Origin of the sequence: Sorangium sp. So ce128, assembly GCF_051525245.1 — a bacterium.
Taxonomy (GTDB): Bacteria; Myxococcota_A; Polyangia; order Polyangiales; family Polyangiaceae; genus Sorangium; species Sorangium cellulosum_B.
On the sequence record NZ_CP150313.1, the window covers coordinates 9,419,391 to 9,433,149 of the forward strand.

At 70.2% G+C, this 13,759-nt stretch carries 12 protein-coding genes and 1 pseudogene; 3 read left to right on the plus strand and 10 right to left on the minus strand.

What is annotated here, in order from left to right:
* Positions 1 to 10: 10 nt before the first annotated feature.
* The gene (locus tag WME82_RS35820) at positions 11 to 1,102 is read right to left on the minus strand and encodes a PEGA domain-containing protein (RefSeq protein ID WP_438038981.1); all 1,092 of its coding nucleotides are present in this window, start codon (positions 1,100 to 1,102) and stop codon (positions 11 to 13) included.
* A gap of 446 nt (positions 1,103 to 1,548) precedes the next feature.
* On the opposite strand from WME82_RS35820, the gene WME82_RS35825 reads away from it, so the two are divergent.
* Together WME82_RS35825 and WME82_RS35830 are read left to right on the plus strand one after the other, a co-directional pair.
* A complete protein-coding gene (locus tag WME82_RS35825) occupies positions 1,549 to 2,556 on the plus strand; it encodes an RNA polymerase sigma factor (RefSeq protein WP_438038982.1) in 1,008 nt (335 codons plus the stop codon).
* Positions 2,557 to 2,802: 246 nt separating this feature from the next.
* Positions 2,803 to 3,531 (plus strand): RNA polymerase sigma factor, encoded by a 729-nt coding sequence (locus WME82_RS35830; protein WP_438044959.1) that lies wholly within the window; start codon positions 2,803 to 2,805, stop codon positions 3,529 to 3,531.
* Positions 3,532 to 3,629: 98 nt separating this feature from the next.
* Here WME82_RS35830 and WME82_RS35835 read toward each other — a convergent pair whose 3' ends face one another.
* From WME82_RS35835 to WME82_RS35875, 9 genes and pseudogenes are all read right to left on the minus strand, one after another.
* Entirely contained in the window at positions 3,630 to 4,337 is a 708-nt protein-coding gene (locus WME82_RS35835) for a hypothetical protein (protein ID WP_438038983.1), read from the minus strand.
* A gap of 119 nt (positions 4,338 to 4,456) precedes the next feature.
* A complete protein-coding gene (locus WME82_RS35840) occupies positions 4,457 to 6,067 on the minus strand; it encodes a MopE-related protein (protein WP_438038984.1) in 1,611 nt (536 codons plus the stop codon).
* A gap of 164 nt (positions 6,068 to 6,231) precedes the next feature.
* On the minus strand, positions 6,232 to 7,167 hold the full coding sequence (locus WME82_RS35845) for a hypothetical protein (protein ID WP_438038985.1): 936 nt from the start codon (positions 7,165 to 7,167) through the stop codon (positions 6,232 to 6,234).
* A 342-nt stretch (positions 7,168 to 7,509) separates the two neighbouring features.
* The gene (locus WME82_RS35850; protein WP_438038986.1) at positions 7,510 to 8,004 is read right to left on the minus strand and encodes a hypothetical protein; all 495 of its coding nucleotides are present in this window, start codon (positions 8,002 to 8,004) and stop codon (positions 7,510 to 7,512) included.
* 234 nt (positions 8,005 to 8,238) lie between these two features.
* The gene (locus WME82_RS35855) at positions 8,239 to 9,054 is read right to left on the minus strand and encodes a formylglycine-generating enzyme family protein (protein ID WP_438038987.1); all 816 of its coding nucleotides are present in this window, start codon (positions 9,052 to 9,054) and stop codon (positions 8,239 to 8,241) included.
* 1,338 nt (positions 9,055 to 10,392) lie between these two features.
* A complete protein-coding gene (locus tag WME82_RS35860) occupies positions 10,393 to 10,650 on the minus strand; it encodes an alpha/beta fold hydrolase (protein WP_438044960.1) in 258 nt (85 codons plus the stop codon).
* A gap of 12 nt (positions 10,651 to 10,662) precedes the next feature.
* A pseudogene (locus tag WME82_RS35865) lies at positions 10,663 to 10,924 on the minus strand (epoxide hydrolase N-terminal domain-containing protein); the annotation flags it as partial.
* 14 nt (positions 10,925 to 10,938) lie between these two features.
* Complete coding sequence (locus WME82_RS35870; RefSeq protein ID WP_438038988.1) at positions 10,939 to 11,286, minus strand: hypothetical protein; 348 nt, start codon at positions 11,284 to 11,286, stop codon at positions 10,939 to 10,941.
* Positions 11,235 to 11,915: a hypothetical protein gene (locus WME82_RS35875; RefSeq protein WP_438038989.1), complete on the minus strand. Its 681-nt coding sequence runs from the start codon at positions 11,913 to 11,915 to the stop codon at positions 11,235 to 11,237. The genes WME82_RS35870 and WME82_RS35875 overlap by 52 nt, the downstream gene beginning before the upstream one ends.
* A gap of 333 nt (positions 11,916 to 12,248) precedes the next feature.
* On the opposite strand from WME82_RS35875, the gene WME82_RS35880 reads away from it, so the two are divergent.
* Positions 12,249 to 13,721, plus strand: a complete 1,473-nt coding sequence (locus WME82_RS35880) for a protein kinase domain-containing protein (protein ID WP_438038990.1) — start codon at positions 12,249 to 12,251, stop codon at positions 13,719 to 13,721.
* The last annotated feature ends 38 nt before the right edge of the window (positions 13,722 to 13,759 follow it).

Here is a 13,759-nt window from a genome sequence, read left to right on the forward strand (position 1 = left end):
CCTCCGGAGCTCACCACACGCCCTGAAGGACGAACCCGGCCTGCGTTCCCGTCGTGCTCGGCACGACCTGCACGCGCCCGCGGACCGGCGTCTCGTCGAGGATCCACTTCTCTGCAAGGAAGGAACCCGCCGTCGCAATCCCGAACACCGCCCCCGTCGCCAGCGCCACGTTGCCGAGCATGGCGAACAGATCCCGCTCCGCCACGTCGTCGCGGATGTCCGCGCAGGACGAGGGCGCGTTCGGCCACCAGCACGTCGTCGGCGTCCAGCCTTGCCGGCGGAGCACCACCTCGCGCTCGGCGGCATCGTCGTCGATCACATGGGCCCGCAGCAGGAACACCGTGCCGGCCGCCGCCGCGGCCGTCGCCAGCGCCGCGCCCCCGATCCGCAGCTCCGTCAGGGGAAGCGCCCGCCGCGCCGCCGGAGGTGGCGACAAGGCCTCCGGCCGCGCCGGGCCAGCGCCGGCCACCCCCGGCGCGGCGCGCTCCGGCGCGCGAGGCAGCTTCAGGGTCAGCGAGCTGGCCTTGCCCGCCTGCCCGTCGAACGCGCCCACCGCTTCGCTGTGGCCATCCAGCCGCGCCCGCACGGTGTGCTGCCCCGGCTCCAGGAACAGCTCGTACGTCGGCGCCCGGCGACCCAGCGCTTTGCCGTCGACGAAGACCTCGGCGTCCGGTGGACTCACACCCAGGTAGAGCGTCACCACCCGGCTCTCGGCCTTCAACAATCCTTCTTCGGCCCGCTCCGCCAGCAGGCTGCGGAGCGCGCCGCGGTGTCTCAAGCTCTGCGCCAGGTGGTCTGCCGCGTCTCGATAGCTGCCCAGCGCGAGCTCGCACAGGCCGAGCTCCGCGGCGATCTCGGCGCGCTCCGCGTCGGTCGTCCACGCCGCGTCGGCCGCCTTCAGCGCCGCCTCGTACGCCGCCTCGGCCTCGGCCCATCGCCTGGCATCGCGCGCCTGCCGAGCACGGCGCAGCTGATCCTCCGCGGTCGATGTCTCCTGCGGCCCCGCAAGTCCATGGGGATCCTGCGCGCTCGCCACGCCCTCCAGCACCGCGACGATGCCGAGAAAGACGCACGGCAAGACGGAGAGGAGCGAATGGCGCACGCCGCCCCGGAATACTCCTGTGCGCGGGCCCATGTCAACGCACAGGGACCGGCGAGCGCCGAGCCTCCTCGTATTTCGGCCTCGTGGTCCAGTGAGCTCACGATGGTCGAAAATCATCCGCAAGCCACCGGATGCATGAGAATTTCAGCAATGATGATACAATGCATGGTTCCGCTCCGGAGGGCCTTTGAGGACGGAACGAGCACCGTATCCACGACAGCTGCTGGGCACCCGCTGAGATCCGCAGCCGGCGGAGGTGTGGAGGAGGAGGCGGAAACCTCACCGAGCCGCTGGTACTCTCTTCTGGCTCGCCCACCGTAGAGCCACTCGCCGCGCCTCTTGCGAGGACTCGGTCGATTTTTTCGATTTTTTGACCGTCGGGCCGGGCTCGGATCGTCTGCTGGACCGTGGACCGACCAACGCCGACCTGCCCTGTACCCGCCCGCGTGAGAGCGCTCATCAGCTACGTTGGCGTGCCCGAGCGGGACCGCGACGACGTCGCGCAAGACGCGATGGTGCGGCTCTGGGAGCGGCGGGAGCAGGCCCGATCGGCGAGGAACCCGAGCGCGTGGTGCGACAGCGTCGTCCTGAACACGGCCCGCGATCACCGGCGGGCGTCGCGCAGGCGCGAGGAGGCGCTCGCGGGCCTCGACGAGGCGGCGCTCTGCGACGAGCGGGAGAGCCCCGAGGATCACGCCATCGCTCGCCAGGAGGCGGCGCTGGTGCGGCAGCTCATCGAGGAGATCGGCGAGCGGTGCCGCGGGGTGTTCATCGCGTGCGAGCTCCTGGAGCGGCCGATCGCCGACGTCGCCCGAGAGCAGGAGATCCCGCTGGAGACGGCACGAAGTCGGCTGCGCCGGGCCTGGGAGGAGTTCGAAGAGGCGGCGGCCCGCTGGGAAGCGAGGCAACGAGGCCGCGGCGCTCGCCGGCTGCGCGCCGCGCTGTTCCCGCCCTGGCTCCTGGAGCGGTGTTCCTGGCGGCGACGTGGTCCCACGCGCTGGATGGCCCGAGGCTTCGCCGTCGCCTGCGCGGCGGCGCTCTGCGCGCTGGTCGTGGGCCCGGTGGAGCCCGTCGAGCCTCTCCGCCCCTGCTTGGCCACCCTGCTCTCCAGGAGGACGACGGAGCCGGCGACCGGACAGGCCGTGCCGGCCCCCGTCGAGCCGGCGCGCGTGAGCGGTGCGCTGGACGGGGCGGTGATGGCCCCTCCGGCGCTGGATGGGGCGGTGACGGCCCCTGCCGTCCCCGCCATGCCGACAGGCTGGCCAGCCGCGCAGCGCCGCTCGAGGATCAGCTCCCGCGAGCAGGAGCTGATCGCCCGCGCACGGACGGCCATGGCGGCCGGTGATGTCGTGTCGCTCGTCGAGGCGCGACGCCTGCTGGAGGAGCACGGGCGGAGATTCCCGCGCGGTCGCCTGGCGCGTGAACGCGAGGCGCAGCTGGCGGGGCTCAGGTGATGACCGCGCCATAGGCATCGCTGCGCCCGCGACGTGCGCCTTCGTCACGGAGGCGGTGCTGGACCACCGTGGTTCGCGGCCTTCGTCGCAGGGGACTGAGCGCCTCCTGAGCGGGCGTCGCGCGCCGAGCGACGCCCATCGAGGAGCGATCGTGTCCGCGCGCCGACGAGCGTTCGCGCAGAGCATTCACGTTTCACATGGAGGCGAGCCATGGAGCTTCTGGCGCTGCCCTCGCGAGGGCCGATGATGCATTCCATCAGAACACACGTCTTCGCCGAGGAGCGGGCTCCTCCGGCGCGGCACGACAGGACGGCTCGTTCGAGCGCATCGGGCACGCCTCGCACCGCGCAACGGATAGCGGCGCAGCCGGGACCTCGGAAGAACGAGGTGAAGCCTGCCGCGAGCCCGTCTCGGGCTCATGCGTTCCAATGCCTCTTTCAAGCAGAAACGATTCGGCGCGTTCGCCGGTGGCTCGCGCGGCTCCGTGTGCCCGAGCGCGATCGGCACGACCTGAGCCAGGACGTCTTCCTGGCGGCTGTCATGAGCTTCGGCAACTATGACCCCTCGCGCGGCCCGATCGCGCGGTGGCTGAACGGCCTCGCGGTGAACCTGGCTGCGCGTTACCACGCGAAGGCTTCTCGGCGGAACGAGGTCATCACGGATCCCGTGGAGCTGAGCGAGGCCGGCGAGAGCGCGGCCGCCCTCGAGCTCCTGCTCGCAGCGGAGCGGCGGCGCCTGATGAGATCGCTCCTCCGGGAGCTACCGTTCGAGCTGGTTTCGGTGCTGGTCCAGCGCGACCTCCACGAGATCCCCATGAGAGACATCGCCGAGACGAGAGAGATGCCCCTCAGCACGGCGTACAAGCGGCGCACGAGAGCGCTCCGGGGCGCGCAGGAAGCGCTCGCGAGGCGCCTCGCTGCGGAGGAGGAGCGCACCACGAAGCCCCGGGTTCACACGCGACCGGGGGCATGGTGAAGCAGCGAAAGAAAGAGCAGCCTCGCGAAACCGGACCCGATTACGGACAGGCAGCTCGGCAGCCTCGCGACCGGATCCGGTTGCCGGCAAGCAGCTGGCTACAGGCACGTGTTGTCGACGACCACGCCGGTCTCCTGGAAGCGCACGGTCCCGGGCTCCCCGTCGAGCGTGACGGTGATATCCATGTCGATGATGCACGGGATGTCGGTGACCGGCTCAGCCTCCCACGTCAGCGTCCCGGTGGCCCCGGTCACGGCATAAGCGCGCTCGTCGGCGGGCGGCATGCCGGGCTCGGTGCAATCGCCCATCTTGTCGGTGAGCGCCACGTCCAGCACGCCCCAGAGCCCCTCCAGCTCGATCCCGGCATAGAGCGGATCGCTATCGGCGAACGCCGCGATCGAGATCGCCAGACACCGATCCTCTCGCAGGTCGGCGTGGTGCACGTAGACGCGGTCGTGATCGGCGATCACGTAATCTGCGCTTGCGCAGACCGTATCCCTCGACGCGTTCACCCCGGCCGCGTGCGCCATGCACTCATTGCAATAGGTGCGCTGATCGCACCCGCAGACCCCCTGACATTCGTCCGGACATTCCCCTACCCTCGGCCTCGGCGTGCATTCGCCCTGCGCGTCTGCGTCGCACGCCACGTCGGGCGTCGCGCAGTACTCCGTCTCGCCGCAGACCGCTCCCGCGCTCCCTCCGCAGGCGACCGGCGCTGCGCCTCCGCTTCCGCCTCCGCCGTCGCCGGTCGTGCTGCCGCCCGCGCCGCCCATGCCGCCCATGCCGCCTGCTCCGATCGGCGACACGTTTTCGTCGTCGCTGCAGGCGGCGAGGAGGAGGCCACACAACACGGAGCCAAGGAGTTCATGTCTCATGAACGGACTATGCCATGACCGCTCGCCGGAGAGGAGCGGCCAGGGCGGTGTCATGCCCCTGTCGATCTCCGAAACGCCCGGCCCTTTGCGGAAGCAATGCCGCGCTTCCGCCGGCAAATCGCTCCAGCCAGCGCCAGCGCGATCGCCGCGAGCGGCGCTCCGAGCGAGCCGTGCGCGCCGGCCACGGTGCAGCCGCAGCCGCTGTCCGCGCCGGAGCCGCCCGCGGCGGCCCCGCCCGAACCGCCGCCTGACCCGCCGCCGCCGCCGCTGCCTCCCGTGGCGCCGCTGCCGGCCGGATCCGTGAGGCCGCCGCCCACGCCGGAGTCCAGGCTCGTTCCCGTCGAGCCGCCGGTCCCGCTGGCCGCTGTCGTGCTCGTGTCCTCCACGCAGGCGCCGCCGGCGCAGGTCTGCCCGCTCGGGCACACCGCTCCAGCGCACGCGTCCACGCACGTGCCCGCGTCGCAGCGCTGGCCAGGCGAGCACGCGACGCCAACGCAGGCCGACTCTCTGCAAAGCCCGCTCGCCTCCTCGCACGTGCGCCCGCTCGAGCACGGCGTGCACGGGCACTCCGGCTTGCACACGCCGCCGTCGCAGACCGTGCCCTCCTCGCACGTCACGGTGCTGCACGGGTCGACGCACACCCCGACCCGGCACACCGTCGGGGAGGGGCACTGCACTCCATCACACGGCGCGCGGCACCGCCCGCCGACGCACACCTCGCCCGCGTCGCAGGCGACCTGGGCGCAGGCGGGCTCGACACAGAACCCCGCGGCGTTACATGCCTTGTCCGAGGGGCACACGAACTCGCCCCTGCCGCACGCCTGCACGCACACGCCCCGGTCGCAGACGTGCTCCGGCGGGCAGAGGTCGCCTTCGTCGGCGGTGCCGTTGCAATCGTTGTCGAGCCCATCGCAGGTCTCCTGCGACGACGGCACGAGCCCCTGGCAGGTGAGCCCATCCGCCGCGCACTGGGTCACCCCTGGCGCGCACACGCCGGGCAGCCCGGTATCGCACGGCTCGCCGCCGCCGGTGCAGGTGAGTCCGCTGAAGAAGTAGACATAATCGTTGTAGTCGCCATCGTTGTTGAAGTCGCCAGGGTTCCGGCCGACTTCGCCATCCTCGAACGCGACGTAGAACGCGTTCGGCGTCACCGTCGAAGCATAGATGACTGCGGTGACCCAGGGTCCGGGCGTGGCGCAGCCCGTGCACACCTGATTCCAACGCTGCTCGGAGTAGTGGGTCTGCGCGCCGATGAGGGCGAAGCCGATCTGCCCGCCCGCATAGGCTGGATTGCTCCGGATATCCCCGGCGGTGATGACGGTGCCGACCGAGTAGCCGGCGGGGACGATCTCGTGGATGTCGTCGATCGCCGGCGGCGCCGTGGCAGCGGGGTCGACGTTGTACCAGCCGACCCCGAGGCGAGACCCTGTCTGCCGGAGCACCAGCTCCGCCGTGAAGCCGCAGAGCGGCGAGAACGTGGACGGCTCGGTGTTCCCATCGGCCTGGTAGTCGAGCGCCTCTCCCCGGTTGGCGAACAGGGTGTAGAGCTGGACCTCGTTGTTCCTCGAGTCCTGCGGCATGACGCTGCCGTTCGGCTGCGTGACCAGCGCGCTCGCGGGGAGCGACGAGAGGCCGATAAAGAGCGCTCCCGAAAGGCTCAAAGCGCATTTCATCACCTGGTGATACAGAGACGCGCGCCCCAGCGTCAACGGAAACATTCCGCGACAGCAGACAGGCGAAATGTCGGTCGCCCGCCTACAACACCGCTCCGTTGACGCTCATGAGCGTGAAAGCCTCTGCGCTCGCGGCGGCCGTGACCCGGCGCTCAGGCGACGCTGCGCGCGGGCCCGGACGCGGGCGCGGCGCCGTACGTGGCGCGATAGCGCTCGTACCGCTCGAGGAGCTCGCCCGTGGTCTTGGGCATCGGCACGCGCGCGCGCGTGATGTACGAGATCACGTTCTTGCCACGGACGATCAGCTCGACGCCCCGGGCGGCCTGCTCCCGCTCATGGGGCGAGGCGTCCGCGCCGAGCAGCGGCTGGAAGCCGGCGAGCTTCTCCGCCGACACGACGAACGACGTCCAGACCTCGAAGATGTCGTCGTCGGTGCGCAGCGTCTCGCACTTGATCTTGGCCGCGTGCGCGAACTCGCGGGCCAGGCGGTCCAGCCCGCCGAACATCGGCGCGCCGGCGAAGGTGGCGATCATCGCGTCGCGAATGCCGTCGATCGCCCTCATGCTCTGGGCGATCTTGACATACCGGCTGTTGTAGAACGCCTCGATCGGGAACGAGAACGCCTTGAAGGGCTCGCCCCAGAGCTCGTCGAGCCCCTCCTCGCCGCTGCGGTGGAGCACCATCTTCCCGAGCGTCAGCGCCTCGAGGAGGTGCTCTCCGCACTCGCGCATCAGGGCGTTGTCGGGCTCGATGGTGACGCCGAGCTCCTGGATCTCGACGAGCTTGGTGAAGATATCCGTCGCTCGATTGAAGATCGCGCCCGCGAGCATGGCGGCCTTGACGCGCTTCCGCTGCGGATCGGTCTCCGACTCGAAGGCGAGCCGCGCCTCGTCCAGCCGTTTCCCTGGGACGTTGATGCCGTGCTCGACGTGGTTGAACAGGCGCCGCGTCAGCGCCTCGATGAGGCGCTTCTTCGCGAGCAGCGTGTCGGCCGGCGCCTCGTAGGCCTTGATCCAGTAACCGTAGTAGTAGACCCGCAGCTGGCCGTCGATGATCTGCTTCTTCCCGAGCGGTATCGCGCTTTCCATGGCCCGCCTCCGATCGGCTGCCAGGCGGCGCCCCTGCGCGGGAGGCGCGCGGGGGAGCATGCCCGTGCGACAGCCGAGTAGCATGGGCGCAAGGCGGCCCGCAAGACGTGAGCACGGCGAACCGGCGACGTCGATTGCGCGAAACCTGGACTTAACCGACAGGAAAGAGTGTGGTTCGTGAGGTCATCGCCGCGGCCGGGCGCCGGCCCGGACGCTGGGTCGACGCCGGGCCCGGGCGCGCGCGGCGCCGGGGCTCACGGGGGCGGCCGCGCCCGCGGCCCTGCGCCCGCGCCGCGCGGCTGCCGCGCGGCTACTGCGCGCTGCACCCCTCGAGCTCGGCCATCATGCGCCAAAAGGCCCTGGCCTTGTCCTCACAGCTATCCTGCGTCGTGTGGGTGTGCTCGTACTCCGCGTTGCCTGACGACTCCACGTCGAGATGCGGGTGTTGCATCGGGATCTCGACCCCGTCCACCGTCGCAGTGTGTCGCTCGCCGTTCCAGTGGGCGTCGAGGTCCTCGAAATCGTAGAGGATCTTCCCGTGATCGCGGCAGAATCGCGGATCGGCTGGTTCCGCTTCGCGCGGTTCACGCCGTTGTACTCCTCGTCTCCGTGACCGGTCATGTAGATGAACGTGACCTCCGGGAACTCCTGCCCGAGCGCGTCGAGCGTGTCGAGGTAGCGCTGCACTTGCTCCTCGGTCTGCTCGGAGATCTCCGACGACGACGACCACATCGAGTACCGGATCTCAGGGTGCGCGCTCAGGATGGCGCGCAGATCGTCGACCCCGGCCTGGCTCGCCCAGTAGTGCTCGCCGTGGATGAGGTTGCTGTCCGTCATCCCGTGCCACATCGGGAAGACGCCGGTCTCGGAGGGGACGTCGCAGTACTCCGCCAAAGAATTTCCAGCCGGGGAAGACCAGCGCACGGCGGCGGAGGCGGCCCTGCGTCCGGACAAGACGGAAACGCATCGTACGGCGGGGCGAGGCGTTGCTGCTGATGGCGGACGGCGTAGCCCGCGGCCGCCGTTCCAGCTCGCAGCAGAACGGATCCGCTCGGTGGACTCGCCTCGTAACTACGGTTCTTTCGCGCAGCGGACCCCGACGTAGGGGCGGCGCGTCGTCGCGTCGTTGCTGTCGCGGGTGGATGAAAGCAGGTATTGCGCGTCATCCGAGAAGGAGCCGCCCCGCAACACCCGTTCGTATTCCCCCTCCAAGTTAGCGCAGTCCGTGCAATCTTCGGAATAGTCCCACTTCATATCCAGAGCCCATTCTCGCACGTTCCCGGCCAGGTTGGCCTGCCCCCATCTTCCATCTCCTGTCTTCCGTGATCCGACAGGCAAGATGTCCATAAACGTACACTTCTCTGGAGTATCCGTGAAGGTGCAGCCATACCCCGCAAAACTCTGGTCGATCGTCTCATCCGTGGGCGACGTCGACCACGGGTACGGCCGCTGCTCGTCTCCGCCCGCCGCTGCGTAGTTCCACTCCGCCTCCGTTGGCAAGCGGCCCCCATCCCAGGCGCAGAACGCGAACGCAGCATACCAGCTCAGGCAGTTCATTGGCAGACTCTCGTTGTCGCCCGCCGTATCCGTCCACGTCCGGAACATCGAGTCGCACTTTACCTCGTCCTTGAGCAACGCCGCGCTCGAAGCCAGATACCCGTTCCACCTCGAATCCCACCCGCTCCCCTCGATCTTCGGGTGTTTCCCGGCTCCCGGCTCGGGGAAGCTCCCCGGGTACGCATCGACGAACGCGCGGAATCGCCCCACGGTCACCTCGAACCGGTCCAGCAGGAAGTCGCTCACCTTGGCCGGATGCTCGCTGACATTGCTCCGGTTGAAGCTCCCGCCCGATACCGCCGTCGTCGCGCAGCAGCTCTCGTTGCGCATCGGCCCGCACGTCGGTGCCAGGTCGGCGCAGCTCGGAGGTGTCACGCAGGACCCTCCGCGGCACACCGGCGCCCTGGCGGGGCACGGCGCCTCGTCTTGCCACGCTCCGCGGTCGTCGCACCGCTGCGGCGTGTTCCCCGAGCACCGCGTGTCGCTGTTCGGAGTGCACACACCGCCGGGAGCGCCGCCTGAGCCTCCGCCCGACGGTGCGCCCCCAGATCCATCTACGCCGCCCGACGTGGCAGCCCCGGCTCCATCAGAGGAGGCGTCAATCCCTCCGCTACCCCCGCCGCCCGGCGCTTGAGCGTCGGTGAAGTCATCGAGGCCGAGCAGCGCCCCGCACGATGCGCCCGTCAGCGTCGGCAACACGGCAAGCAACGCAGAACGAAGAATACGCTTCATCATCCGATTGTACACGAGATGGCGCGCATCTCACCCCTCGACTGGTGCACGGGCGGGCTCAGCGAGCAAAGCCCGCGCGTGCGAGCGGCGGGCGCGACGCTCGGCCGCCTGCTCACCCCTCCGGTGCCACTGGCAGCCCGAACATCTGATCTGGCGCCTCGTGAACGGCGCGGGACCCCACCTCGTCCCCGGGGGCGACGGCGCGGCTCAGGGTGCTGGCGAGCAAGGCGACCACGGCCGCCCGAGGCGACCGATCCGTCACGGCGAGTTCCCCAGGCCCAGGGCTTGACAATTGGGCCCGGGTTAAGCCCATGCCTCCCGAGGGGCTTCGATCCGTCGTCACGCTCCCCCAGAACCCAGGAGACGGACCGCGACGGTTCGCCCCCGCCGAAGAGTCCCGCCCTGAAACCGTAGATAGAGTTCTTTGCCTCGAGGCTCTCGGCGCCGACGATGATCCGGGAGCCGTGCGAGCGGTGGGCCTAATGGAAGACGAAGCTCACCGACTTGAGCGCGCTGATCCAGCTCGCCGGGACGCTTTCGAGCCACGCGTGCCGGTGATCGGAGGTCCGCGCGTCCGCGGGATTGGGATCCGGATGGCCGCCCGCGCGCGCTCGCCCGCCCGCGCGCGCTGCGCCGGGCGAGCGACGCCGCTCACCCCCCGGCCGCCGGCGGGCCCGGGGCCGCGGATCAGGCGCCCGAGCTGGCGCGCAGGGTCCGGAAGAAGGCGCGCACGTCGTCGAGGAGGAGATCGGGCGCCTCGAGCGCCGCGAAGTGCCCCCGCGCGGCATCTCCGTCCACCGTACCACGTTGGCCCGGCGCGCGACCCAGTCGCGCGGCGCGCGGTCGGTCTCCTTCGGGCAATCGGCCACGGCGGTGGGCGCCTCGATCCCGTCGAGCAGGTACAACGGGATCGCTTCGTCGCGGACAGTCTCGTCATCAAGGTTGGCGGCGCTGGCGATGCTGTTCGACGCCCAGTAGAACATCGCGTTGGTGAGGAGCCGCAGCGACGCGGCGGACGTCCCACCCGGGCTCGCGCGGCTTGCCGCCGAACCCGTACCCCGGCAGCGCCGGGACGACGACGTCGAACGCGTCGGCCGGGTCGCCGCCGTGCGCGGCCTGATCCGTGAGCGGGCCGATCAGGTGGTGGAACTCATAGATCCATCCCGGCCAGCCGTGAATGAGGAGGAGCGGTATCGGATCTGGCCCCTTGCAGCGCGCGTGCCAGAAGTGGAGATCGACACTGTCGATCTCGCACAGATACTGGGATCCGGTTGAGCGCCGCCTCGTGGCTGCGCCAGTCGTAGCGAGCGCGCCAGTGGTCGCAGAGCTCGCGCACATAGGCCACGTCGGCGCCGTGAGCCCACCCGCCGCCGGGGAGCGGATCCGGAACGCGGATCAACGAGAGGCGCCGGCGGGGATCGTCGAGCGTCGCTTCGGGGACATCGATGCGGTAGGGGCGCAGGCGCATGCGCCGACACTACCTCAGGGCGGCGGGATGCGAAGGACGAATCCGCTCGTGCTCGGCGACTCGACGGGGCCCGAGCCGACATCGATGGATCCGTAGAAAAGGCCTGCCACCGAGAGCGTGCCGTCCGAGGTGCGCGCGATGTCCTCGGCGGAGCCGGCGCTCGTCGCGTACCGCTCGGTCACCGTCGCCTCGAAGGCGCCGCGCGTGTAGGCCGCGAACGGCGCGGTCCCGCTCTCCGTGAGCTTCGCGACGAACGGCGTCCCCTCGATGTCCGCGTCCACGGTGATCCCGAGCACGTCGCTCTCGCCGCTCACCGTGCCTGCCAGGAACGTCCCGCCTCCGACGGCGATCGCGTTGCCCATGTCGAACTCCGGCCCGCCGAAGCGCCGCGCGAGCTGGCGCTCGAAAAGCGAGCGAGGAAGCCCATCATCGTCGAGCCGGCGGGCAGCGACAGCGCGGTGTCATCAATGGTCAACGGCCCGTCCGCATAACCGGTGACCGACACATCGCCGTTCTCGTGCACCGCGATGCCGGCGACGGCGCTCCCGGTGAAGGCATCGCCGCTGCCGCCGGGGTGCTGGAACACCTTGGCCCAGGCGAGGTCGCCCTCCGGCGTGAGCTTCAGGAGGAACGGGGACTCGCCGTTCACCTCCACGAGGCCATCGCCGAAATCGATGTCCTCGTCGACATAGCCCCCCACGTACACATGGTCTGTCGCTCCGGTCGCGATCGCGAACCCTCGGTCTGTGGCGGCCGAGCCGAAGCTCCTCGCCCAGAGCACGGCGCCGTCGGCGTCGAGCTTGGTCACGAGCGCGTCGGGCTCGGCCAGCGGGGCCGTCAGCCTGGTGCTCCCGATCGTAACCTCGCCGTGGAGCTCGCCCGCGAAGAGCACGTTGCCGGACCCGTCGACGGTCACCGCGTTGACCGCGGATTGCTCCTCCGTGACGATGGGCGCCGACCAGAGCAGGTCGCCGACGCGATCGAGGCGCACGAGGAGCGCGCCACGCTCGGTGATCGTCTCATCGCCCAGCGTCGTCCCGCCGAACGCCTCACAGTGAGCGCGACGGGAGCAACGCCTCAGCCAATCGGGTTCCCCCCGACTGCCCGGCTCAGGGGCCGGCGCCGGGGCAACGCCCCCGACCCTGACTCGCGGCGCTCGTGCCAACGTGCCAGTCGCCGCGTCGCTGTGTGAAGCGCAAAGGCGCCCGGAACGTCGCGCACACAAGGACAATCTCTCGCCACCTCCCGCCTCATCGTGGCCGGCGCCTTTCCTATCCTGTACGCTCCCCTCGCCTCCCTCGGCTATCAGGAGGAAGCCATCACCATGCAGTTCGCTCCGGATTCCGTCGTAGGTGGGAAGTATCGTCTCGAACGACCTCTCTCGCACGGCGGGATGGGCTCGGTGTGGGTGGCGCGACACGTCAACTTGGGCTCTCTCGTCGCGGTCAAGTTCATGGACCCGACCTATGCTGCGTCGTCGACGTTCCTCGCCCGCTTCGAGCGTGAAGCCAGGATCGCGGCGAGCCTCCAGAGCCCACACGTCGTCTACGTCCAGGACTTTGGCGTCGACGACGACACTCCGTACCTCGTGATGGAGCTGCTTCAGGGCGAGGACCTGGGCACGCGCCTCTTCCGCGTCGGCCGGCTCTCTCTCGTGGACGCCACCCTGATCCTGGTGCAGGCCGGCAAGGCCATCCGTCGCGCGCACGACGCCGGCCTCGTCCATCGCGATCTCAAGCCTGCCAACCTGTTCCTCGTGCGCGTCGAGGGAGAGCGGGACGAGGTCGTCAAGATCCTCGACTTCGGCATCGTCAAGGACACCGGCGCGGCGCTGACGGAAGAGGTGACCCGCACCGGCGAGCTGCTCGGCTCGCCCCACTACATGAGCCCGGAGCAGGTCCGGGGCGAAAAGGACATCGATCAGCGCAGCGATCTCTGGTCGCTCGGGGTCATCCTCTTCTATGGCGTCACCGGCGAGCTGCCCTTTCAGGGGGCCCAGCTCGGCGCGGTGATCGCCAACATCCTGGTCGGTCCGGTGCCCAGCGCGTCCCTGATCGCGCCCGACCTGCCGCCGGAGATCGATGCCTTCTTCGCGCGGGCGCTGGCCCGCGAGCGGGCGGAGCGCTTCCAGTCGGTCGGAGAGATGATAGGCGAGCTCCGCCGTGTCGCGGGCATGGCGTCTCCATCGATTCCGGATCTGCAATCCCCGTGCTCCGGCGTGCCGAGCACCGCTCGGCCGAGGCTCAGCGGGACGATAGCGCTCGACGTCGCCAAGCTCGACGAGCCGGCGGCCACGCCCCGCTCGGCGAGGCCAGGCACCCTGACCGGCGCCGGATCGACGGCGCAGGAGGCCCGACTTCAGAGGCCTCAGCGCGCGAGGCTGGCGATCGGCATGGCGATGGCGATGCTCGTCGGCGCCAGCGTCACCATCGCGCTCCGTCGGGGCGGATCGAGCGCCGGGGGCGAGGCGGGCGCGAGGGCCGCCTCGGCCGGCGCGCCGGCGTCGGAGGAGGTCGCCGCCAGCGCGTCGGCAGAGGTCGAGCGCTCCTCGGAGCCGCTGGAGAGCGTGACGCCCGCGGCGCCCCTTGCAGAGGCGACGGGCTCTGCAGCGGACGCCGCCGGCGACACGGCAGCGCCACCGGCGCCCTCGACGTCCACCACGGCAGCACGGCCGCCGTCGAGCGCCACGCCCAGGACACCACACACGGGTGTCCCCGCTCCTTCCAGGAGGCCGCCGATCCCGCCGACGACCGCGCCGGGGCTCGACCGAGCACCGATTCCGGAGGTGCCCTTCTAGCGCGGAGACCCCTTGTTTTTAGCAGAAGATTGAACAGG

What these genes read in the sequence shown, in the direction of transcription:
- WME82_RS35850 (WP_438038986.1), bottom strand. Translation starts at nt 8,004, where the DNA reads ATGACGGACAGCAACCTCATCCACGGCGAGCACTACTGGGCGAGCCAG.
- WME82_RS35870 (WP_438038988.1), bottom strand. Translation starts at nt 11,286, where the DNA reads ATGGGCAACGCGATCGCCGTCGGAGGCGGGACGTTCCTGGCAGGCACG.
- WME82_RS35855 (WP_438038987.1), bottom strand. Translation starts at nt 9,054, where the DNA reads ATGCGCAACGAGAGCTGCTGCGCGACGACGGCGGTATCGGGCGGGAGC.
- WME82_RS35845 (WP_438038985.1), bottom strand. Translation starts at nt 7,167, where the DNA reads ATGGAAAGCGCGATACCGCTCGGGAAGAAGCAGATCATCGACGGCCAG.
- WME82_RS35830 (WP_438044959.1), top strand. Translation starts at nt 2,803, where the DNA reads ATGCATTCCATCAGAACACACGTCTTCGCCGAGGAGCGGGCTCCTCCG.
- WME82_RS35880 (WP_438038990.1), top strand. Translation starts at nt 12,249, where the DNA reads ATGCAGTTCGCTCCGGATTCCGTCGTAGGTGGGAAGTATCGTCTCGAA.